Here is a 23,258-nt window from a genome sequence, read left to right as displayed (position 1 = left end):
GAAAAAACTGTGCTTAATATCATGCAATCATTTAAGTTACTCCAAAAGACAAACAAGCGATTCATTATTTCGTCATAATGAATCATTAGAATAGCCACACTTTAAAAACTAGATCAAGACTTTTCTGTCTGATGACGATGGAATATGTAACGATTCGCGATATTTTGCGACCGTACGTCGTGCAACATCGATCCCATCCTCTTTTAACAAATTAGCAATCGTATTATCAGACAATGGTTTACGAGGATTTTCATCCGCCACCAATTTTTTAATTTTGGCACGAATTGCTGTTGATGATGCTTCACCACCCGAAGTCGTTCCCACATGGCTTGAAAAGAAATATTTCAACTCAAACAAACCCAATGGTGTGAGTAAAAACTTATTCGTGGTGACTCGCGACACTGTTGATTCGTGTAATTCAACTTCTTCAGCAACATCTCTCAACACCAAAGGCTTCATACCTTCTGCACCAATTTCTAAAAATTCACGTTGATGCTGTACGATACAACTGGCGACTTTTAATAACGTTTTATGGCGCTCATCGACACTTTTGATAAAGTTTTTAGCTTCCAGCATTTGATTACGTAAATACTGATTCTCATCACTTTGATCTGCACGTTTGATCATGCCTGAATAAAAAGAGTTGATTCTCAACTTAGGCAAAACATCTGGATTCAGCTGAACATGCCAGTGATTATTCTTTTTGGAAACCACTACATCAGGAATTTGGTAATCTGATTCTTTTTGCTCAAACTCTGCCCCAGGATATGGCTTCATGGTTTTGAGCAATTCAATTGCTGATTTCAATGATTCAGCATTTAATCCAGTTTGCTTAATCAATTTATTGAGATCATTACTGACCAAAAGCTCATAATGTTTTAATAACATCAAGGCTTCTTTCCTAAACAAAGTCGTTATAGGGAGAGCTTCGATTTGCACAAAAAGACATTCTGCAAGATTTCGTGCTCCAATACCTATCGGTTCAAGCCGTTGAATATGCTTTAAGACAACCAAAACCTCGTCTTCTTCTACTTCAATGTCATAGTCCATTTGTTGTAGCAAATGTTGAACAGAACTGACGATTTCATCGATATCCGCCTCCAAAAAACCTTTTTCATCCAAGGCATCTACAATGCAATACGCAATTAACCTATCGACTGGGGAAAAATGCAACAAATTCACTTGTCCCAGCATATGCTCTTTTAATGATGCATTGGAATGGCGATTGTCTTCACGGTCTTCAAACTCTGGACGCTCAATTGCAGTAGATTGATGGGTATATACATCATCCCAATCGGTATCAACAGGTAACTCGTCAGGCAAATGATTGGCATTTAAAGCATCTGAAAGTTCATACTCTTGTTGTTCTTGTTGTGCACTTTCCAAACTTTCATGTGTTTCTTCTTCAACTTTTTCAAGCAAAGGATTACTGTCCAGTTGAATTTGAATTTCCTGTTCAAGTTCTAAGCTCGATAATTGTAGTAATCGAATGGCTTGTTGCAGTTGTGGCGTAAGCGACAACGAGTTTGCAACTTTTAATCCAACCGATAACTTCATATCTATACTTCCCACAGTGCTTTATTTCACTTTGTTTTGCTTTAGTAAATAAAGCAAAATTCATGCCTATTGATTTTTTATACCACAGTAACCATGGGACGACTAGCAAAAAAAATGAATAAATCACATAAAAATATTTATTATTTATAAGTTAAAGTTAAATTTTAAAAATGTATTATTTTTATGAATGACTTATCGAATAGTCACATATTAGTACTGGTGAAATAGCCATCAAATATCTAAATATAGTTTAAAAAACTATAAGCAAAAATAAATGAGCTTAGGGCTATTTATTTCAAAATATTTAAATAAAATAGGTTTCGCTTTGTGATACCAATCACATTTCTAGTTTTGCTAAATTTATTATTTTTATCCTTTACTTATTGGAATAGTGAGTATAAAAATAATGATATAAAGAAATATGATGGATCATTCTTTCAAGGAAAAGCATTGGCACGATAACTGCTTAATTTAAGGACAAGCACTATTGTAATGCCAAAATAATCATGTAATGGAGAACTCAAAATGACACAATCTACAAAAGCACTATCAAAAAAAGTATTCACCACTGCGCTTGGCGTACTTATGGCTGGTGGCGCTTTTTCACAAGTTCAAGCTGCTGATACTTTGGCAAAAATCAAGCAATCAGGAAAAGTCATCATTGGTTATCGTGAGTCTTCAGATCCAATTTCCTATGTTGTTGGTGGTAAACCAATGGGTTATGCGGTTGATATCTGCAATAACTTTGCCAACGAACTTAAAAAAACCCTTAAAATGCCTAACCTTAAAGTAGAATATAAGGCTGTTACTTCATCTACACGTATTCCAGAAATGCTGGCAGGCAATATTGATATGGAGTGTGGAACAACCACCAACTCTATTCAACGCCAACAACAAGTAAGCTTCTCTACCAACTACTATGCGACAGAAGTACGCATGGCAGTCAAAGCAAATGCACCAATTAAATCAATAGCAGATTTAAATGGTAAAGCTGTAGTGACAACACAAGGAACTACATCTGATAAATACATCAAAATGGGTGAAAAAGGTGAAAAGGTCAACGTAAACAACGTTTACGGTAAAGATCATTCTGATTCATTCGCAATGGTGGCATCAGGACGTGCAGCAGCATTTGTTATGGATGACAATATTCTTGCCGGTCTCATTGCGAAATCTTCAAATCCGAAAGACTTTAAAATTGTAGGTCCAGTGCTTTCTTCTGAGCCTTACGGCATTATGCTTCCTAAAGGTGATGCAGCATATAAAGCCATTGCGGATAAGACGGTCACTACAATGTGGAAAAATGGTCAAATGGCCGCTTTATATAAAAAGTGGTTCCAATCTCCAATTGCACCAAAGAATGTGAACTTAAATATGCCAATGAGTTCATCCTACTTAAAACTTAAAGCCAATCCTACAGACGCTGGCATTAATTAATTCCGTGCTCAAATCACAGTTTATAGATCAGGCTTAAATCAAGGTCTGGTCTATAAGTTTTTTACAAAATTAAAAATACAAAGGAGCACACATGTCAGTAGGCTCACTTAACTGGACAGCATATTGTCTCCCCTCAAATGAATATAGTTTGGATAAGGCTGCATGGGCTGAATCCGTCTGTAAAGCTATAGGTGGTGAAAGTTACTCTCCTGTTGCTGATGCACCAACATGGTTACAACTCTTAGGTTCAGGTGTCTGGACCATGGTTTGGACTGCGGTACTTGCATTTTTTATCGCTTTCCTGCTGGGTTCGTTAATCGGAATCTTGCGTACGATTCCCAACAAGCCACTTGCCTTTATTGGCACATGTTATGTCGAACTGTTTCGAAATATACCTCTGATTGTCCAACTCTTTTTCTGGGCATTCGTTTTTCCTGAACTACTCCCACTCAGCCTCAGCACAGGCAGTGGTGAAATGGTACACGGTGGATGGTGGCAAAATATTCTCAATGACAATCCAGCCGCAGTTGGGGTTTTTGCATTAGGATTGTACACAGCAGCACGTATCGCAGAACAAGTCCGCTCAGGGATCAATACTGTTTCCAGAGGTCAAAAAAATGCAGCTTTTGCAATTGGTCTTACCCAAAGCCAAAGCTATCGTTATGTCATTCTTCCTGTTGCATATCGAATTGTATGGCCAACACTCACTTCCGAAGCAATGAACATCTTCAAAAACTCTGCCGTGCTGTATGCACTCAGTGTTTTAAATTTCTTTGCTTATACCAAAACGATGCGAGAAGAAACATCACAAGATATTGTGATTCTTATTCTTTCAACACCAGTCTATTTGGTCATTACCTACACCATTAAGCTTATTATGGCGTGGATTGAAAAAAGAATGGCTGTTCCTGGTCTTGGTTCAGGAGGTAAATAGTCATGGATTTTAGTATTTTACAAAATCACGATGTGATTCAAACACTGATTGCAGGGTTTAAGTTTACCGTTACTGTGACGATTTTATCTATTATTGGCGGGATTCTGATTGGCACGCCTTTAGCCATGATGCGTTTATCCGACAATAAAGTCGCCAGTAATTTTGCTAAAGCATATGTTGACTTTTTCCGTGGTGTTCCACTGATTCAGGTCATTTTCATTTTCTATTTTTTATTGCCTAAATTTTTTGAGTTTCAATCTGATACCTATTATGGACCACTCTTTTCCAGTGTCGTCACCTTTGCAATTTTTGAAGCTGCATTCTTTTCAGAAATTGTTCGTTCAGGTATTCAGTCTGTCTCAAAAGGTCAAGTCAATGCAGGTTATGCCTTAGGATTCACTTATGGACAAACCATGTCCAATGTCGTACTGCCACAAGCATTTAGAAATATGTTACCTGTTATATTGACTCAATCTATCGTACTTTTCCAAGACGTCTCTTTGGTGTATGTGATCAGTGCGCCAGACTTCCTAGGCAATGCAAATACTTTAGCAAATACGTATGGTGCTGAAACCAAAGCAACCTTCTACCTGATTGTAGCAGTTGTTTACTTCTGTATCTCCTTTGCGCTTTCAAGACTTGTGAAGCGTTTACATCAAAAAATAGCAATAATTCGATAATTGGAGAATCAATATGCCAATGATAGAAATACAACATATCTCAAAATGGTATGGAGATTTTCAGGTTCTCACAGATTGCACCACATCCATTGAAAAAGGTGAAGTTGTGGTCGTTTGTGGACCATCTGGTTCTGGAAAATCCACACTGATTAAGACAGTCAATGCATTAGAACCTTTCCAAGAAGGCAATATTATTGTTGATGGAACAGCGCTCAAAGATTCAAAAACTGATCTGGCACAGTTTCGCTCTCGTGTTGGTATGGTATTCCAACACTTTGAATTGTTTCCGCATATGACCGTTTTAGACAATTTAGTCATTGGGCAAATCAAAGTATTGAAACGTTCTAAATCTGAAGCTGAGAAAAAAGCCTTACAATATTTAGATCGTGTCGGTTTAGCAGCACATAAGAACAAGTTTCCTGGACAACTGTCAGGTGGTCAGCAACAACGTGTTGCGATTGCCCGAGGTTTGTGTATGGATCCAGTATGTATGTTATTTGACGAACCGACTTCTGCACTTGATCCAGAAATGGTTGGCGAAGTTCTTGAAGTTATGAGTCAGCTGGCAAAAGAAGGGATGACCATGATGTGCGTAACTCATGAGATGGGCTTTGCGCGTAAAGTGTCAAGCCGAGTGATTTTCATGGATCAAGGTAAAATTTTAGAAGACTGTGCAACCGATGACTTCTTTAATAAACCAGATGAGCGTCATGAAAGAACCAAGTTCTTCTTAGACAAGATTTCAATGGTACATTGATATTTCGGCTTTAAAACAAAACCCCAATTAAAATTGGGGTTTTGTTTTTTAACAAGAACAATAAATTATTAGGGTCTGTGGACAATTCGTCTATGTTTGCGACTAGGTGTGTTTTTTAGGCGATTCTAGGCACGAAATACGAAATTTAGTCATTCTAAATAAGTAGTTCGTAACGACGAAGCGACAAAAAACACGCTAGTCCCGAAGGGTTGTGGCTAAAATTATCTCAGGCTACGTTATGAAACTTAAAAATAGTCTCGCTATTCTCTTCATTTCCTTGCGGAGTATACTCCTCATACCTGCTCAATTTTAACCTACAACGCAACCCATTTATGAAATGTCCACAGAACCCTAAGGTTTTACTGTATTTTGAGTAAAGTTGGGCGATCTTGGTCCGTATAACAAGCCTTTTTGTTGGCTTAAATTAGGGGAATACAACTGCGAACTCACAACACCAGATAAGGCATAAGCTTTATCAGATAAGTGATTAGAAATCTGATCCACCACAGCGCCCACTAAAGCCCCTAGTAAACCTGCATTGCTATTATCATTGGATTGCTGAAGTCGCTCCTCACCTTGCCAAAGTAAAGTTCCAGATGCGAGGTCCACCAACTTTGCTTCTACAGCAACTGTCGAAACAGATTGAATCACCTGATACTTAGAACCATATTCGTTGACTTTGATATAAAGTGCAGCATCAGCCCCAAAAATCTCTTTTAACTTTTGAGGAGCAATTGCTTGCGCATCAAATCCATTGGTGACCCCATTCTCTTTAAACATGGTATCAACCACAGAAATGGGGAACACATAATAACCCGCCTCAGCAACTGGAAGTGCCACCGTTGACCAATATCCATAAGTTGCACGCGTATCAGGCGAGTTATTAATGGGTGGTAGTACCAAAATCGACTTAGGTTGATGCGCATGATATGCAGCCAAATCTCGGTTGTTTTTGGGTGCCACTGCGCAGCCAGTAAAAAGCATCGCGAAACAGCTCAAAATCAGCAATTGTTTCATTTTCTTCATGGCGTCTTAACCTCAACAGATCGAGTGGTCATTTTCTTAAGTAAACGATCCATCAATACTGTGGACTCAGGGTAAACTTGACGCTCCAATTCAAAATACTCAATTGCACGTGGAGCATTATTGATATTTAAGTTTAATAAACCCAAATGTGCATATAAACCAGGCGGTACTGCTTCGTTTTTGGCTTTTGCTTTTTCAATATCTTTCTCAAGCAGCAAAATTTGCTGCTGAGGTGAAGTCTTTTCAGGAACGCTCAACATCAGGTAAGTTTGTTGAGGAAATCCTCCCCAACGATATAGAGACTTTGGTGCAGAAGCGCAGCCGACTAAACTTAAGGTCGCCAAGCAACTGATCAAGAATAAAACAATTTTCATGGGTTGATTCAAACCTATTGTGTTGACCACTTGTTGGTTTGGATATCATTCACAAGATTATTGACAGCTTCACGAACGGCCAAATCTAAAACCTTACCATTAAGTGTTGAATCATATGATGCGGTTGAACCAAAACCTAAAACTTCTCGTTCACTCAGCGCATATTCACCTGCACCCTGCACAGAATGTACAACTTCTGCAGTTTTTACATCCACCACATTGATATTGACTTTTGCATACGCAATTTGTGTCTTGCCACGACCAAGTAAACCAAATAATTGATGATCACCCACTTCTTTACGACCAAACTCAGAAACATCTCCAGTCAAAACAAAACGAGCACCTTTAATCGACTGAGCAGCCTTACCAAATCCAGCTTCTTGTTGTAATTCAGAAAGATTATCTCGATTCAGTACAGAGAAGTATCCTGTTTGCTGTAAATGCGTTTCTAAAATTGTTTTTGCTTGACCACCTAAGCGATCAACATTGTCAGAAAAAATGCCGCGCATATAGCTTGAGCGATTATCAAACTTACCAATCGAGATTGGTGTTTTAACGCCAGTATATTTCATCGTTGTCGTCGCAGCAGTCACTTGCGGTGCTTGAATCGTTTTTGAAGTTTCAGTGGTTGAACAAGCACTCAGAACTAACCCATTTAGGGCAGCAATAAATAATATTTTTTTCAAGGTTACATCTCTCTATGGTCAAAGCCATTATAATTTTCAAGCCAATTATAACAAGCAAATACTAAATTAACTATTTAATTTAATTAACAAAATAAAAGAACTTCAATAACAGGCGCTGTTTTTTATAGAATAATCACTTGATTATTTCAATCCAAAAATCAACTTTAGCCCCAGTACAGTCATCACACCGCCAGCAGCTCGGTCAAATACTTTCTTAAATTTTAAATATACACGGCGTGGTCTTTCTGCTGACAATGCAACAGCAACCAAGGAGTACCACCCAACATCGATAAAGAAACACAAAATGGGTAAAACAAAATAATAATAGGTTGGAATTTCTTTAGGTAAAAGTGCGGTAAAAATACTCGCCAAAATAATGGCAATTTTAGGATTACTCAACTGTGTGATCAAACCCAAGCGATAAGCTTGTTGATAGCTCATACTAAACGAAGAGCCAGATGCTTGTTCTATTGGATCTTTGGCATGTTTTATAATTTTATAAGCCAGCCAAAGTAAATACAGCCCACCACAGAGTTTTAAAACTAAATAGGCAGATGGCACTGCCAGTAATATGGCTTGTAAGCCCATCACTGCAAGAAAGCCAAATAATGCTGCACCAGTTCCTGTACCCAATGCTGTAAATAATCCGTGTTTACGAGAAATCGCAATTGAATTTTTAGCGACATACACAAATGTAGGACCAGGACTGATTGCACCCAACATTAACGCTAGCGCAATAGAGCCTAAAATCAATAACGATTCCAAGAGTTACCTCGTCACAAAGAGTATTTAAAGAAGCTTATTTTAAGCCACAAGCGTTTTTTGAAGATACAAAAAAATTGATTATTTCACTATGAAGTTTTTCTATAGTTTAAAACCATATCGAATTCAGCCACTTTGTTCTATACAGTTGTGAATTATTCTCAAATACAATAGCTTTGATTCATTTTAGAGCAAAAGCTCAATAAAAAATTATTTTTCAATAACTTGTATCATATCAAAAAATTAATAGATCGCGTTGAAATATTCTGAAAATCCATAAAACTGAAGATTTTGATCACAAAAAATAACTTTCCTTTTCACTCTTTTTTAAGCTATAAAAACCCATAATAAAACTATGGTTTTAATTTATACATCATCAAAATTTCATATTCAGGGGTAAAAATGAACAACTATAAACCTAATCATTTAGATGCTAAACAAGCACATCTTTGGATTGTTGGCGGTGGTATCGCAGGTATGGCAGCAGCTGCATTTGCGATCCGTGATGCCAAGGTTCCTGCTCAAAATATTCATATCCTAGAAGAACTGGATGTATCTGGTGGATCTATGGATGGTGCACACACACCCAATACATCTCAAGCATGGGTCACTCGCGGTGGACGTATGCTTACTGATGAAACTTATTTATGTCTATGGGATTTGTTTTCCAGTATTCCGTCTTTAGAAAATCCTGATATTTCTGTTCGTGAAGAGTGTCGTGAGTTCAATGAGCAGATTAAAACTCATGCCCAAGCTCGCTTGATCAATGCACAACATGTTATTTCTGATGCATCTAAACTGGGTTTAAATACCTTACATCGTGCACAAATGTTACGTTTATTGGCATCAAAAGAAGAAAAAATTGGCAGTCGTCGTATAGATGAATTCTTTGATGAAACCTTCTTTGAAACAAATTTCTGGCGTATGTGGCGTACAACATTCGCTTTCCAGAAATGGCACAGTGCAGCAGAACTGCGTCGCTATTTTCTACGCTTTATTCAAGAACTGCCCCGTATTCATACGCTCGCAGGCGTAAAAAGAACCAAATATAACCAATATGACTCAATGATTTTACCATTACAACGCTGGCTGGTAGAGCAAGGCGTCGATGTTCGTTTTGGACATTATGTAACTGATGCTGATTTCCAAACCGATGAGAAAACCTCAGAACGACGAGCGACACGCTTATATATCAACCTCCCTGAAGGTGCTGAGCAAATCGATTTAAAAGAAAATGATCTGGCTATATTTACTTTAGGTTCGATTACAGCTGATTCCCGTTATGGTGGCAATGATGATGTGCCAGCACTTATTCGTGATCGTCTTGATCATGGCTGGACATTGTGGGAAACCTTGGCAAAAAAAGCGCCTGACTTTGGTCGTCCAATGACTTTTTATGGCAACATCGATGAACATAAATGGGAATCTTTCACCCTCACCATGCATGATGATGTGCTGTTAAATCGGATTATTGAATATACCGGTAATCAACCTGGCACAGGTGCATTGATGACTTGGTTTGAGTCTGGTTGGCATTTATCGATTGTTGTCCCAGCCCAACCACATTTTGCTGATTTACCTCAAGGCACATTTACACTTTGGGGCTATGGTTTCCAAATTGATCAAAATGGGGATTACATCAAAAAGCCGATGTCCCAAGCCACAGGCAATGAGATCCTTACTGAGCTGATTCAACAACTTGGTTTTGATGATATTCTCGAACATGTATTAGCGAATACCACAGTGACAACAGCAATGATGCCTTATGCATCAGCATTATTTGCTTGTCGCAAGTCTGGTGATCGCCCTCAAGTGATTCCTCAAGGTTCTAAAAACTTTGCCTTTTTGGGACAATTCGTTGAAATTGAAGATGATGTTGTTTTTACTGTTGAATATTCAATTCGTGGTGCAATGCTCGCAATTTATGCATTTTTTGGCGTAGAACGTGAAATTCCCGATATTTATAATGGTTTACTTGATCCTAAAGTCGGATTAAAAGCATTAGAAACAGTCTTTCATTAAGTCAATTTAATTCAACCCATAGATCAACTTTGATCTGTGGGTTGAATATTTTCAAAATACGCTTCTATGGTTGTATTTCGGTTGGTGTATCGCGAGCAGTTAAGCGGTAATCTTTTTCATATACTGGCATTCCTGCAATATGAATGGAGCGAACTTCAGTCTTGGTCGGTGTAGGAGGTTTTTTTTCACATCCAACTAACAACACCACCAATATTGCACTCAAACCCATGGATAGCTTTTTCATAGCATCTCCTCTACTTTTTGTTTTATTTATCCTTTGAGCATAACAGTTTTGATTAAAAATACAGCTTTTTTTTATTTCAAATGTTTTCTATTGGTCTAAAACTTTATTCTTTACAAGGGTGTTTCAAGTAAGCAGTGATTTCTTCAGCATTTTTATTGGCATAACGATAATTAAAACGTCCTTGTTCATCAAATTTCATATCACTAAAGTACTGCGAAGCATCCACCCATACAGATTCGGCTTGGGGATATTCATTAGGTTTTAATTGTATTTTATTGAGTGCTGTCGAGCGAAACATTTTCTGAAAAATAATTGTAGGTGCATCTTTGAACTCAAATCGAGCAATACACCCCGACTTTTCATCTACCGCAACAACATCATCCAAGGCTTGAACTACACCATCTTTGGAGATAAACAAACTATGATGAAGATTGAAGGTATACCCATAACTTAAATGCAAAAAATCGTTGGTCTGATGTTCAAAATTTAAACCTCGTTCCCAATCCACAACCAAAGGTAGTCTGTAATCATCACCTTCATACAGCACAAAATCACAATGCTTATTGGCATCCTCATCACATGATTCTTGAATAACAGAAAACTGCCCAATGTTTGCCACACTACGTTTAAATGTTTCAGCATGACTATTTACTGTGTAAAACATCAGGCTCAATATTATGATTAAGCATCTTTTCATTGTTATTTTTGACATGGTGTATAAATCAAATTTTACTCAATACCAAATATACCGCTTCACTGGTGAATGTGCCATCCTTCTGAATTTGGTAATATTTGCGTACCTGATCTGATATTGTAGATTGCAAATAACGAATCGTGCTGATGCCATCTTTAGGTGTTTGCATCCGCTCTACCCAACTACGAAAATTTAACGCTAAACTTTGTTTCTCAATGATTTCGACTTTAAAGCCTGCCTGTTCCACAAAAGCCATCCATTCAGATAAATTATAGTTTCGGACATGGCTTGGATCTCGAATCATTTCAATGGATTGAATAAAGGTATCTAAGACAGGATTGGAGTTACCAATAATATCAAACATGATCACTTTGCCATTCACACGCAATACTCGGTAAATTTCATGGAGTGCCTGCGTGATATTTTGCCAATGATGTGCAGAATAACGACTAATCACACAATCGAAATGCTCTGCAGGAAAATCCAATTGTTCTGCTGCACCAACCTGTCCAACCACATGATCAAATCCCTTTTGTTGAGATTGCGTGGTCACAAGATTGACCATTTCGGGGGTAATATCATAAGCAATTACTTGCTCTACAATGGGTGCAACTTGATAGCTCACATGCCCACCCCCACAACCTAAATCCAAGACCCGCTTAAAGTCATGCTGTTGGATTAAGTTTTGCATTTTTGCAAACTCGTCCCCCTGAGCATGTACAGCACTATTTAAATAAGCTTCTGATTTAGTTTGATATTGTTTTTGATTGACTTGATGTTGAGTGACCATAATAGATTCCTTTTGGTTGAATAAATCTACAATAGTCAACTTGATTCAAAAATAAAAATGATGCTTTTTAATAAAATTAATAACTTTATTTTATTAACCCTAACTCATAATGACCCGATAATCGGACTGACATGGGTTTTGAATAATGACATCTTGCATGCCCATTTCACCTTCAATTTTAATATTATAATTAAAAGAAAAATCGCCATTATCATTAAAATTTGCAGTGGTTGGATAACTGAATTGTTTGAATTGAGGCACTTTATTGTTGAGCACTAAACGGACTCGAAAATCAGGAACACTATAAAAAACCAAGGAATTTGGCATATTTTTTAAATTTGATTCATAAGTGACAAAACAGCTCTGTGAGGCATTCATAGCAAGAAAACTACCATAATCTTTTTGCTGGTTTTTATCATTCACCACCATAAGGTTATGATCACCACCCGTTGCTCCCATCAGAAAACCCATTAAGTTGGGATTAAACTGATAAACATGTGCGGTTTTACTCCATTGTTCTAGTAATACCTCACGCTTGCCTTTGGCGTCATACAGTACATAATCACAGATATAATTGTCCTTAGCACATGATTCTGCTTTAATTTTCACCTTTCCTGCATGTCCCAAAATCTGATCTTGTTCAGTATCTACTTCGACAGCGGCATTACTCTGTGCAAAAATCAAACCACTGGTTAAGACACTGATTACAAATAAACAATTCTTTATTATTCTTGACATATCACTTTCCTAAAGTCCAAGCATTTTTAAATATAAACACATTCATGATGCTTGATTTTAAAATACTATTCTAATTTTTTAAACATACTGAACTTTTCGATTTATAGTCTTTCCCCCAAGTTCGATAGCCTTGGGTATCAATATGGTAGCGGTTATTCCCATACACCCCTAGCCCCATTTTATAATTTTTGCCTTCTACTTTCCAAAAATGACACATTTTTTTAATCAATAATTCGCGATCTTTTTCAACCGTTTCTTTAGGAGACAATACGTGAAAATCTACCGCATAATTACTTAAATGCTTGCTCTTCCCTGCACCGCCAACACACTTATTTAATTCAGGTGCACGATAGATCGCTGTGATGGTATAGGTTTTAAAATATCCATTACGATTTAACTTTTCCACCAGTTGTAAACTACTCACCACGTTTTTCCAATAAGCTTTGGGAGGAACAGCAAAACGTTTGGGATAGCATTGTTCAGGCATATAGTTTCGAGTCGTGGTAAGTTCCATTAAGCTTGGCGGATGTTTTAGATACTGCGATATAAATTGATAATAATCTGCCAATAAATGAGGGTCTTGTTGAGCCTTCCAAACTTTGAATTGTTGTTCAATTTGTTGTTCTGATGTTTTTTTTGAAGACGATGAATGTTCAGCATTTTTTTCAGATGGTGTACAGCCATTCAAAGTCACCCAACTGATACAGCCCATAATGATGAATATTAATTTAGAATTTTTCACAATGACAGCACACGTATTGTTTTATTTTAAAAAATAAATAAATAAAAACTTGGATTTTGACTAGTTATGATTTGAATCACAAAGATATTCTAACCAATCCCATCCACAATAAGCGCTGACTTTACAAAAAATCACACAGATAATGATTTACAACGGACAAAAATGTCCGTTAAATATCACTATAAAATTAACTCTCTCTATCGCTATGCGTAAACGCCAACAACAGGCAGCACAAAATCGTGAGGATTTACTCGATGCTGCTCTCACAATTTTCCGCAAACAAGGGATACGTGCGCCTCTACAGTTAGTGATTGATCAGGCTGGAGTAGGCAGAGCCACTTTCTATCGTAACTTTCAAGATCGTCGAGAACTGGTGGTTGCGTTAATGGAACAAGCTCTGACTCGATTAGATGAACGGGCAAAAAGTTTTTCCGAATATCCAGATGGTCTGATTCGTTTGATTCGTAATCATGTTGAGAATTTACCTTATCTGACCGCCTTAATGGAATATTGGCGTGTGATAGATCGTAATGATCCAGTGATGGTGGATATCTACCAACGGCGAGATGCAATTTTACAACCGTTGATTGACCAAGCAATTGCACATCAAATTTGCCGTCCTGATCTCACCCCAAAAGACTATGCACTGATTACAGGAATTTTGCGTGCTTCATTTCAAGGTCTCACTGATGAGGAACAAGTGCAACTTGCCACAAGAGCTGTTGATTTGCTGATTGATGGTATCAAGGCGTAATTGGGACTGCTATGGATAAATCACCACGTATACTTGAACCTGCACCCGATTGGACGCCTGAAGAACGTCCAACCTTACCCGGTTCGCCTGCTGTTATTGCACATCCAACTTATAAAAAACTGATTTATTTTTTTATTGGCTTATTTGTGGCAATTTCAGGAAGTTTAAGTAATGGATTTATTACCGCAAACCTCCCCCTGATTCAAGGTGAATATTCGCTCACTCCGTCAGAAGCTGCATGGATTCCTGCGGCCTATGTCATGGCGAATATCAGTTCCAACATGATTTTGTTTAAAGCAAGACAACAATATGGTCTACGGCTTTTTTCCGAAATCGGATTGGTCTTGTTTATCTGTGTTTTGGTTTTACATATTTTTGTTCATACGTTTGAAATGGCACTGTTTGTTCGTGTCATCAGTGGTCTGGTTGCAGCCCCTCTCAGCTCACTGGGTATGTACTACATTATGCAAGCCTTTCGACGGGAAAATTTCGGACGTGGAATCTATCTTGCACTGGGCTTCCAACAGTTGGGCATTCCACTGGCTTGGATCATTTCTCCATCACTGGTCGATGTCAATGACTGGGTGGTGTTATATACCTTTGAGCTGGGTTTGGCGATCTGTTGTTTGGCGATGGTGGTCTCTTTAAAACTGCCGCGTAGTTTAAGAATTGAAGTATTTGAAAAGCAAGATTTTTTGACCTTTGCCCTATTAGCCCCAGGATTTGCCCTACTCTGTATCGTACTTAGCCAAGGTCCTATTCTTTGGTGGTTTGAAGTTAAATGGTTGGGTTATGCTCTCATTGCAGGATTTAGCCTAATTATTATTGGGCTGACCTATGAACATTACCGGGTTAATCCATTGATTATTACCCGTTGGCTGGGTTCAGCGAGCACATTAAAATTTGTTTTTGGTGCATTGGCAATTCGTTTACTGATGTCAGAGCAAAGCTATGCTGCTGTAAATTTCTTAAAGACCATGGGCATGGGTCCAGATCAGTTCGTTACACTTTATAGCGTGATTTTTTTAGGAATTGCTTCGGGGACTATTTTTAGTGCATTGACCTTTAAACGTGAACGAATTTCATGGCATCTGGTCGGTGCTGTGATTTTGGTCCTGATCGCTTGTGCTTTGGATTATCACCTGACCAGTGATGTGCGACCAGAAAACTTCTATCGAAGTCAGTTTATCGTGGGTTTTGCCAGTGGTATGTTTATTGGTCCTTTATTATTGACAGGATTTATCAGTGTCTTACAAAAAGGTCCAACGCATATGGTTACTTTTGTGGTGCTATTCTCAGCAACACAAAGTTTTGGTGGCTTAATTGGAAATTCGTTCTTTTCAACCTATCAACAATTGCGTACACAAAATTATCGTGCAGAAATCGTCAGTGATTTATCGCCAACAGACCCTTTAGTTGTACAGCGTCTTGCTTTGTATCAGCAATCTGCCAATAAATATACAATTGATCAAGCGTTAGAACAGAATCAAGCTTATCGTAACCTTAACCAGATTGTGACACGTGAAGCTCAGGTACGCGCGTATAATGATGTGATTGCATTAAATGGAATATTTGCCATTTTACTGTTGATTTGGAGTAGTTTTAATATTACTTGGACACGTTACCAACTCAAAAAACAGCAACAAGCCCTCAATAGCAGTTAGACAACGCTCATGAGTTTTATCAATTCAATACCCCATGACGTCATTCTATGCATTAAAAATATTTGAGAACTCTTATGTCACAAGATCAAAAACCAACTGAACCAGCAACGCCAGCACCTGCACAGCAGGCATCCGCAGCAGCTGTAACGCCACCGCCATCCAGTAAATTAATTCCTACCGCCAAAAGAACCTTATTGATTATGTTTTTGGTGTTATTGGTCGGGATCGCGGTAATTATGCGTGCTTGGAAAATTGGTCCATTTGACAGTGCAATAGAGTCAACTGATAACAGCTATATCAAGGGTAAAACGACTGTTCTATCTTCGCAAATTAATGGTTATATCAAAGATGTCTTGGTCACTGACTTCGATCACGTTAAAAAAGGTCAGGCATTGATGCATATTGATACCACCACTTATGATCAAAAAGTTACTCAGGCTGAAGCAGGTGTTGACCAAGCCAATACAACTTTAGCCAATCAAAGCCAAGCGATTGAACAGCGCAAAGCTGATATTGTGGCGGCACAAGCCAAAGTGGAACAAGCCAAAGCAAGCTATGAGTTATCTACAGCACAACTTCGTCGTTATCAACAATTAGGCAACAGTGGTGCGACCTCTAAAACCGAACAGGACAAAGCCGCAGCAGATGTAAAAAACAATTTGGCATTATTAAAGCAGGCTGAGGCAAACGTTTTAGTCGCTCAAGAAGCCTTAAAAACAGCACAAGTTGCTGAATCAGGGCTCAAAGCACAAGTGACCAATGCCAAAGCACAATTTGACCAAGCCGTAACGACTAAAGACTATAGTGTAATTTCAGCGCCAATGGATGGGCAGTTAGGTGAAGTTACACCTCGTGTCGGACAATATGTTTCAGCAGGAACACAGTTAATGTATCTGATTCCACAACAGACATGGGTGATTGCCAACTTTAAAGAAACTCAAATCGCGGATATGCGTATTGGACAGAAGGCAAGCTTTACGGTGGATGCAATGAAGCATCAAAAATTTACTGGTCACGTTGAACAAATTTCGCCTGCTGCCGGTGCTGAATTTAGCGTATTGAAACCCGACAATACCACTGGAAACTTCACCAAAGTTGTACAGCGTATTTCAGTCAGGATTGCGATTGATCCAAATCAAAAAGGTCTAGAGTTTTTACGACCTGGAATGTCTGTAGTGACTTCTGTTGATACACAATCATAGTCAATAGAGATAACTAAATAGTGTTTTACCAAGTATGTTTACTCAATTCTTTATTCCTCTGGGCAGATTTGGGTAAACTAGCCTGTAAATACACTTTCCTGTACTTAAAATGACGATGTTTGATCCTATTGCCCAAACAATTTCTGACCAGCACTTAAACTTAGCTTGTTCTGTGCAACTCACGGTTAGACGTCTTGATCAAATTCATCCAAATATTTCTGGCAATAAGTTTTTTAAACTTAAATATAATTTCGTTGAAGCTCAACGCCTTGGCTTTAAAAAAATTCTGACTTTTGGTGGTGCATACTCCAATCATATTGCCGCCACAGCTTATGCAGCACAATTATTTGGCTTTAAAAGTATTGGAATCATTCGTGGTGAGGAATTAGCCAGTAAAACATATAATCCCACCCTCATGCTTGCTCAACAAATGGGCATGGATTTTAAATTTGTTTCACGTGAAAATTACAAGTTAAAGCAAGATCCTGAATTTAATCAGCAACTCCAAGTTGAGTATCCCGATACCTATATTATTCCTGAAGGCGGTACAAATGCTTTGGCAATACAAGGTTGTCAGGAGATTTTAAAGCCTCAAGACGACACTCAATATGATGTGATTTGCTGTGCTGTCGGTACAGGCGGAACAATTGCAGGCATTATTGAGTGCAGCGCGCCTGAACAGCATATTCTCGGCTTCTCAGCTTTAAAAGGAGATTTTCTTAAACAAGAGATCCAACAGTGGACCCAGCGAACCAATTGGTCACTTACCGATGCATATTGTTGTGGTGGTTATGCCAAAACAACACCAGAATTACTCAGATTCATTCATAATTTTGAGCAAGAGTATCAATTACCATTGGAACATATTTATACAGGGAAAATGTTCTATGGGATATTTGATCTAATCTCTAAAGGCTATTTTGTCGAAAACAGCAGAATTCTGTTGATTCATACTGGCGGTTTACAAGGGCGTCTCACAATATAATACACTAACAATTGTTCTGAAAAATTGCCTAAATTTGTCTATAATCCCCTGCTTGTCATTTTCATGAGTGTGTTATGTCTTCGAACCAATACGATGTGGTAGTCCTTGGTGCAGGTGCTTCAGGTTTAATGCTTGCAGCTAAAGCTGCTGCACGTGGACGTAAAGTCTTGGTCGTAGAGAAAGCCAATAAAGTCGGTAAAAAAATCCTCATGTCTGGTGGTGGAAAGTGTAATTTCACCAACCTTTATGTCGAACCTGACAATTTTATTTCACATAATCCGCATTTTGTTATTTCTGCCCTTAGTCGTTATACCAATTGGGATTTTATTGGTCTGGTTTGCGAATATGGCATCGACTATGAAGAACGTAAACACGGACAACTATTTACCCTGAATGGCGCCAAAGAAATTTTAGCTATGCTACTCAAGGAATGTGAAAAAACTCATTTGGTTGACATCAAAACCAGTTGTGAAGTCAAAGCGGTAACGTGTAGTGCGGAAGGTCATTTTCAGGTTGCAACCAATATAGGCTATTTTCAAGCTGAGTCTGTTGTGGTTGCTTCAGGTGGTTTATCTATACCCACTTTAGGAGGCTCAGGGATTGGCTATGAAATTGCTAAACAGTTTGGTCATCACATCTTTCCAACACGCGCTGGCTTAGTCCCCTTTACATTTTCAGATCAATTTAAAGAAGTGACCACACGTCTGAGTGGTAACGCGGTTGAAGCAACACTTTCCAACGACCTCAATAGTTTTACTGAAGCCTTATTGTTTACCCATCGTGGTTTAAGTGGTCCAAGTTCATTACAACTGTCTAACTACTGGAATGCAGGACAAACATTTAATATCGATTTTTTACCAAGTCTCGGGTTGTTTGATTTCTTCAAGGCAAAAAAACAAACTCAGCCTAAAGTTTTGCTAAGAACATTACTGGCTGAACATTTACCTAAAAGTGTGGTGATTGAATTACAAAATCTGGTTTGGTCAACATGGGCAGAAACAGCCATCGGACAACTCAGTGATGAAAAGCTTGAGCACATCGCCAAGCAATTACATCAATTCGAGGTCAAACCTTCGGGTACAGAAGGTTATCGAACAGCTGAGGTGACTTTAGGTGGGGTAGATACTACTGAGGTTTCTTCCAAAACCATGGAAAGTAAAAAGCAAAAAGGTTTGTTTTTTATTGGTGAAGTCCTGGATGTCACTGGGCATCTCGGTGGGTTTAATTTTCAATGGGCATGGGCTTCAGCACATGCCGCATCTGAATATGTTTAATCCATCCTCACTCAAATTTATCCAATTATTCTAAATAGTCGGTTTTAAACAAAATAAGTTGATTTTGGATTTGCTGTTTTTGGGTCACACGTTGAATCGCCAAATCCATACTATTTTGTCGGTCTTTTTTAGCAAATAAAGACTGATGAATTTTTTGTACAAAGTGGATTATTTTCATTTCTATTTCCTTTAAAAATGACTTTTATTCAGCTCGATTGGTGTTTTACTTCTTGCATATGAATGACTTAAATTTAGACAATAAATCAGCCGATGTCTATCTCTTTTCAAGAAAAACATCATATAAACAACTTCACACATGCCTAATCAATCACGGTTGGGATTTATTTTGAGATTCATCTTGTTTTTCAACATAATCCGCTTGTTGCTTCTTCGGTTTTGCAAAAACAAATTTATATGCACTTGCTAAAAAACCAACCGTAATACCTGCGATCACAATTGGAGCAATAAAATTATTTGGCTTTTTCTTGGACATCTCAATCTCCCTTATTTTTGACCTTAGAATAAAAAATCGATCAAGCTTTAATCCTGATCGATCTTTGTAAGGATTTACATGTTAATTCGGGTCATCTTTATCCTCTTTAAATGAATCGGTTAAAGATTTATATTCATTTTCGATCGTAGGTGTATCCGCTGTGACTTGACTAGAATCTGTTGCCGGAGGGACAACGGAATCTGTATTTTTTTGATTTAGAGGATTCGGTTGATTTGCTTGTTGTTTTGCTTTGTCAATCAAATCTGTTAAAACACGTTCAGCAGGTTGACGACCACCTAAGCCGAATGCCAAAGCAAATGCTACAGCCACAGAACCTAAGGTTAAGCCAAATGCAAGATTGACAATAGAGTCTGCGATACCCATGGCTTTTAAGCCCATTGCAATCACTAAGCCCATGATCAATACACGAACAAGATTTCCTAACCATCTCGAGCTGTTATATTCTCCACGTTGTACAATATTTGCCACGATATTGGCCAACCAGAAACCAATAACCAATATCACTGCACCCAAGAGAATATTCGCACCAAAGTGAATGAACATCGAGATCAGACCACTGACCTGCTCAAAACCGAGTCGATTCGCAGCTTCTGAAACTGCAAACAACATAGTAAAGAACACGATCAAATATCCAATGATGCAAGAAACTTTAGTTTCACCTAAAAAGCGTTGCACATCTAATTTAGCAGGAATTGAATCTACACCAGTTCCTGCAACAACTTCAGCAACCAAACGCCCCACAAAACGAGACACCACATAGGCAACGATTAAAATTAATACCGCTGCAATAATATGTGGAATCGCATACATAATTTCACCGAGCATCATTGTTGCAGGTTGTGAAATTGCCTGTATACCTAAAGCTTCAAATGCCACGATTAAAGCAGTAATCATGACCACAGCAAAAACAAATGAACCTAAAAACTTAGATAAACCCTGATCTGAGTTTTTAAATAGCCCCACTTTTTCAGCTTGGCTTTGTAAATTTAAGCTACTGATTAAGCCCTCTACGATACCACGCACAATTTTTGCCAAAATATAACCGACAAAAACAATTACACCTGCAATGAAAATATTAGGTAAATAAGAGATGGCTTCATTCAACATAGATTGAACAGGAACCAATAATCCTTGTAAGCCTAAGATCGACAGAACAATCGGCAGGAACAACAACAAAATCAACCAGTAAACAATATCAGCAATGTTATGACTAATTGGGCTAACACCCACATCTGCACTTAGCTTTTCATCAAGTTGAGTACGATCCAAAGCTTTTTTTAGCCCAACCTTGACGAGGTTTGCTACAATCCAACCAATGAATCCTATTGCTACAGCAGCCAATAGTTGCGGGATAAACAATAAGAATTGTTGAATCATCAAACTGAATGGGCTACTCACACTGTTCAAATTCAGTACATTGAGCGCGCCAATGACAGCAATGACCATGACCACCCAGAAAATAATTCTGGAAAGGATACTTTCGATGTTTGAACGATGCCCTGTGGCAGAAGATAATTTCGAATTTGTTCCCAGTTTCTCTAGGATTTTTCTAAAACCTGCTGCGACAATCAATGCAATAATCCATCCGACAATCAGGATAGCTACAGCGGCTAAAATTGGGTGAAATTGATTCCAATAATACATGGCATCAAAATTCCCCTGAGTGTGTAAAATTTCATTCATTTTTATTCCCTCAAGTCATAGATTTATAACAATTTGAGTGTGCTCAAATGACTTCAAGCATCATTCTTATTTTCAACAGAAAGCGTGATGAACTACTCTTTTACTTTATAATTTGCTTATATAACGATCAATTTTTACTGCATAAATACAACAAAACAAAGCATAAATGCTAAGCAGAATCAAAAAACCCTAGCTTGCTGACTAGGGTTTCTGCTTAATGTATAGTTTAAGTTATTGATAAGTTTTAAATTAGAGCCAATCGGCCGCCATATAAATAAGCAATGATACGAGAAATAATCCCACAAGAATAAGCATATAAATTGGTAGGCGATTCTTATGTGTAATCTCTTCATTACTGGTTACGTAAGATGGTTTATTGAAATCGTGTCTCATGACATCCACCTCCATCAACTTGATGTATTTTTATACTATCAGTCTATTCATCAACTTTGTGTAAAATATTTTAAGTAAAAGTAAATTTTAATCTAAAGCGGTAAGAGACAGATAAATGGGCTATAATATGTACCCCCCATTTTTGTTGACTATTGTATATATGGCATATCAACGACAAAGTGTCGCACTCGATTTAGACACCGATGTCACTCATCAATGCTTCTTACATACATCTAGAGATGATCATTTAATCGGAATCATTGAGTTTAGTAAGCCTAGCTATATTTTAAAGTGGGGAGATCTGGAATATTTCCGTAGACGTACTGATGAATTTTCAGTAATGCCCTTCCCTGAATGTATCAATGCCATGATCATTGATATTCGTAATATCAACTCCTTTCTTGACAATGAAGTTCCTATTATTCCTTGGCGCTTACTCGAAGAAGACTGTCCAATACGCCTGGTCGTGCCTCAAGATCGTTTAGAACATTATGCTGGTATTTTTGAACCCACTTGGCTGACCACTGATATTGAAGTCGCGATTCAGGAGTTACGTGAATTTATGGATATGTTTGTGCATTGATCTTTAGCTAGCGCACCAGCAAACCTAATTTTCATTCTCAAACATTTTTGCCGTCATTCGTTTTGCTTGCGTTCCATAAAACCAATAAGTAATTAAAAAGAGCGGAACGGCAAGCAAAAGAAGCATAATAAGTATCGTGCTCAAAAATCGGATATTTTGCATATAGGCAATGAATGATTGCCAAATTTCAGGGTCGTTGCGAGAAAAAAACCAGACGCCCGCGAAAACGCCCAATATATTATAACTCCAGAAAATGAGCGTAAAACCTAAGGTTAAACTTCTACGTTCTTGATCGGTTGGCGCTCGATGTTGTTGTTTAAGAAAACGATACAATACAATAATCATGGCAAGTAAATAAGGTAGCGCAGTGAACACACCTGCAATCTCATTGGGTAAAATTGCCGCCAATATGCCAGCAATCATTGTTAACACTAAACAAAGTAGAAAAAACCATAAAAAATATTTATTTAAAGAGACCATAGTGTCAACTTAAATTGCAATGAGACCGACATTATAAAATTTTTTAAATTTTTTTTCATTTTCTTGTCAACCAATCAGAAACTGTTGTCGTTATATAAGTATAAGGTCTGCAGCAACCAAGTTTATTGCACGGCATCCGCAGTTAAATTTGGAGACCTTAACTCCCCCAGAGAGACTAAAAACTTATGCTTCTTCAAGATTTAGAATAGCAGCCTGAATCTTTATAAACGAAGTATTTTGGCCGACGATTTACTCATCACTCGAATCGTCGGCTTTTGTTTTT

At 38.0% G+C, this 23,258-nt stretch carries 25 protein-coding genes; 11 read left to right on the top strand and 14 right to left on the bottom strand.

Features of this window, described 5'->3' with window-relative positions:
* Window positions 1-108: 108 nt before the first annotated feature.
* Window positions 109-1,557 (bottom strand): RNA polymerase factor sigma-54, encoded by a 1,449-nt coding sequence (locus TOL5_RS03820; RefSeq protein ID WP_009585239.1) that lies wholly within the window; start codon window positions 1,555-1,557, stop codon window positions 109-111.
* Between the two features lie 525 nt (window positions 1,558-2,082).
* On the opposite strand from TOL5_RS03820, the gene TOL5_RS03815 reads away from it, so the two are divergent.
* The 4 genes from TOL5_RS03815 (at window position 2,083) to TOL5_RS03800 (ending at window position 5,365) form a co-directional block, all read left to right on the top strand.
* Window positions 2,083-2,994 (top strand): amino acid ABC transporter substrate-binding protein, encoded by a 912-nt coding sequence (locus tag TOL5_RS03815; RefSeq protein ID WP_004830092.1) that lies wholly within the window; start codon window positions 2,083-2,085, stop codon window positions 2,992-2,994.
* A 91-nt stretch (window positions 2,995-3,085) separates the two neighbouring features.
* Entirely contained in the window at window positions 3,086-3,928 is an 843-nt protein-coding gene (locus tag TOL5_RS03810) for an amino acid ABC transporter permease (protein ID WP_004830094.1), read from the top strand.
* 2 nt (window positions 3,929-3,930) lie between these two features.
* The gene (locus tag TOL5_RS03805; RefSeq protein ID WP_004830097.1) at window positions 3,931-4,608 is read left to right on the top strand and encodes an amino acid ABC transporter permease; all 678 of its coding nucleotides are present in this window, start codon (window positions 3,931-3,933) and stop codon (window positions 4,606-4,608) included.
* Between the two features lie 13 nt (window positions 4,609-4,621).
* On the top strand, window positions 4,622-5,365 hold the full coding sequence (locus tag TOL5_RS03800) for an amino acid ABC transporter ATP-binding protein (RefSeq protein WP_004830099.1): 744 nt from the start codon (window positions 4,622-4,624) through the stop codon (window positions 5,363-5,365).
* A 351-nt stretch (window positions 5,366-5,716) separates the two neighbouring features.
* Here TOL5_RS03800 and TOL5_RS03795 read toward each other — a convergent pair whose 3' ends face one another.
* The 4 genes from TOL5_RS03795 to TOL5_RS03780 all read right to left on the bottom strand — a co-directional run bounded on the left by TOL5_RS03795 (window position 5,717) and on the right by TOL5_RS03780 (window position 8,216).
* Window positions 5,717-6,391: a DUF799 domain-containing protein gene (locus TOL5_RS03795; RefSeq protein ID WP_004830101.1), complete on the bottom strand. Its 675-nt coding sequence runs from the start codon at window positions 6,389-6,391 to the stop codon at window positions 5,717-5,719.
* A complete protein-coding gene (locus TOL5_RS03790) occupies window positions 6,388-6,765 on the bottom strand; it encodes a DUF4810 domain-containing protein (RefSeq protein WP_121775029.1) in 378 nt (125 codons plus the stop codon). Before TOL5_RS03790 ends, TOL5_RS03795 begins: the two co-directional genes overlap by 4 nt.
* A 14-nt stretch (window positions 6,766-6,779) precedes the next feature.
* Window positions 6,780-7,451, bottom strand: a complete 672-nt coding sequence (locus TOL5_RS03785; RefSeq protein WP_004830104.1) for a CsgG/HfaB family protein — start codon at window positions 7,449-7,451, stop codon at window positions 6,780-6,782.
* A gap of 141 nt (window positions 7,452-7,592) precedes the next feature.
* Window positions 7,593-8,216, bottom strand: a complete 624-nt coding sequence (locus TOL5_RS03780) for a LysE family translocator (protein WP_035300835.1) — start codon at window positions 8,214-8,216, stop codon at window positions 7,593-7,595.
* A 399-nt stretch (window positions 8,217-8,615) separates the two neighbouring features.
* Between TOL5_RS03780 and TOL5_RS03775 the strand changes: the two genes are divergently transcribed.
* Window positions 8,616-10,235 carry an oleate hydratase gene (locus TOL5_RS03775; RefSeq protein WP_121775028.1) on the top strand — a complete coding sequence of 540 codons (1,620 nt, stop codon included), beginning with the start codon at window positions 8,616-8,618 and terminating at the stop codon, window positions 10,233-10,235.
* Window positions 10,236-10,299: 64 nt separating this feature from the next.
* Here the strand turns inward: TOL5_RS03775 and TOL5_RS03770 are convergent, their stop codons facing one another.
* The 5 genes from TOL5_RS03770 to TOL5_RS03750 all read right to left on the bottom strand — a co-directional run bounded on the left by TOL5_RS03770 (window position 10,300) and on the right by TOL5_RS03750 (window position 13,413).
* Window positions 10,300-10,479, bottom strand: coding sequence for an NF038215 family lipoprotein (locus TOL5_RS03770; RefSeq protein WP_005033683.1), 180 nt, complete (start codon window positions 10,477-10,479; stop codon window positions 10,300-10,302).
* A gap of 103 nt (window positions 10,480-10,582) precedes the next feature.
* Window positions 10,583-11,143 (bottom strand): hypothetical protein, encoded by a 561-nt coding sequence (locus TOL5_RS03765; RefSeq protein WP_121775027.1) that lies wholly within the window; start codon window positions 11,141-11,143, stop codon window positions 10,583-10,585.
* Window positions 11,144-11,201: 58 nt separating this feature from the next.
* Window positions 11,202-11,963: a class I SAM-dependent methyltransferase gene (locus TOL5_RS03760; RefSeq protein WP_121775026.1), complete on the bottom strand. Its 762-nt coding sequence runs from the start codon at window positions 11,961-11,963 to the stop codon at window positions 11,202-11,204.
* Window positions 11,964-12,062: 99 nt separating this feature from the next.
* Complete coding sequence (locus TOL5_RS03755) at window positions 12,063-12,701, bottom strand: hypothetical protein (RefSeq protein WP_121775025.1); 639 nt, start codon at window positions 12,699-12,701, stop codon at window positions 12,063-12,065.
* Between the two features lie 70 nt (window positions 12,702-12,771).
* Window positions 12,772-13,413, bottom strand: a complete 642-nt coding sequence (locus TOL5_RS03750) for a D-Ala-D-Ala carboxypeptidase family metallohydrolase (protein WP_121775024.1) — start codon at window positions 13,411-13,413, stop codon at window positions 12,772-12,774.
* Between the two features lie 235 nt (window positions 13,414-13,648).
* Here TOL5_RS03750 and TOL5_RS03745 point away from each other — a divergent pair, with 235 nt between their 5' ends.
* The 5 genes from TOL5_RS03745 (at window position 13,649) to TOL5_RS03725 (ending at window position 19,322) form a co-directional block, all read left to right on the top strand.
* Window positions 13,649-14,197 (top strand): TetR/AcrR family transcriptional regulator, encoded by a 549-nt coding sequence (locus tag TOL5_RS03745; protein WP_009585243.1) that lies wholly within the window; start codon window positions 13,649-13,651, stop codon window positions 14,195-14,197.
* A gap of 11 nt (window positions 14,198-14,208) precedes the next feature.
* Window positions 14,209-15,861: an MFS transporter gene (locus TOL5_RS03740; RefSeq protein WP_042086343.1), complete on the top strand. Its 1,653-nt coding sequence runs from the start codon at window positions 14,209-14,211 to the stop codon at window positions 15,859-15,861.
* A gap of 74 nt (window positions 15,862-15,935) precedes the next feature.
* Window positions 15,936-17,063 (top strand): HlyD family secretion protein, encoded by a 1,128-nt coding sequence (locus TOL5_RS03735; protein WP_009585241.1) that lies wholly within the window; start codon window positions 15,936-15,938, stop codon window positions 17,061-17,063.
* A 115-nt stretch (window positions 17,064-17,178) separates the two neighbouring features.
* Entirely contained in the window at window positions 17,179-18,048 is an 870-nt protein-coding gene (locus TOL5_RS03730; protein ID WP_121775023.1) for a 1-aminocyclopropane-1-carboxylate deaminase/D-cysteine desulfhydrase, read from the top strand.
* Window positions 18,049-18,122: 74 nt separating this feature from the next.
* Complete coding sequence (locus TOL5_RS03725; RefSeq protein ID WP_121775022.1) at window positions 18,123-19,322, top strand: NAD(P)/FAD-dependent oxidoreductase; 1,200 nt, start codon at window positions 18,123-18,125, stop codon at window positions 19,320-19,322.
* Window positions 19,323-19,347: 25 nt separating this feature from the next.
* On the opposite strand, the gene TOL5_RS03720 is transcribed toward TOL5_RS03725, so the two are convergent.
* From TOL5_RS03720 to TOL5_RS03710, 3 genes are all read right to left on the bottom strand, one after another.
* Entirely contained in the window at window positions 19,348-19,500 is a 153-nt protein-coding gene (locus tag TOL5_RS03720) for a hypothetical protein (protein WP_004830121.1), read from the bottom strand.
* A gap of 150 nt (window positions 19,501-19,650) precedes the next feature.
* Complete coding sequence (locus TOL5_RS03715) at window positions 19,651-19,815, bottom strand: hypothetical protein (protein WP_009585208.1); 165 nt, start codon at window positions 19,813-19,815, stop codon at window positions 19,651-19,653.
* 81 nt (window positions 19,816-19,896) lie between these two features.
* On the bottom strand, window positions 19,897-21,519 hold the full coding sequence (locus TOL5_RS03710) for a mechanosensitive ion channel (protein ID WP_121775021.1): 1,623 nt from the start codon (window positions 21,517-21,519) through the stop codon (window positions 19,897-19,899).
* A gap of 553 nt (window positions 21,520-22,072) precedes the next feature.
* Between TOL5_RS03710 and TOL5_RS03705 the strand changes: the two genes are divergently transcribed.
* Entirely contained in the window at window positions 22,073-22,495 is a 423-nt protein-coding gene (locus TOL5_RS03705) for a hypothetical protein (RefSeq protein ID WP_004830127.1), read from the top strand.
* 24 nt (window positions 22,496-22,519) lie between these two features.
* On the opposite strand, the gene TOL5_RS03700 is transcribed toward TOL5_RS03705, so the two are convergent.
* Window positions 22,520-22,975, bottom strand: a complete 456-nt coding sequence (locus TOL5_RS03700) for an ABZJ_00895 family protein (protein WP_121775020.1) — start codon at window positions 22,973-22,975, stop codon at window positions 22,520-22,522.
* Between the last annotated feature and the right edge of the window lie 283 nt (window positions 22,976-23,258).

The sequence above is a fragment of the Acinetobacter sp. Tol 5 genome (assembly GCF_019702905.1).
Taxonomy (GTDB): domain Bacteria; phylum Pseudomonadota; class Gammaproteobacteria; order Pseudomonadales; family Moraxellaceae; genus Acinetobacter; species Acinetobacter bereziniae.
This window is presented reverse-complemented; position numbering and strand designations above follow the sequence as displayed.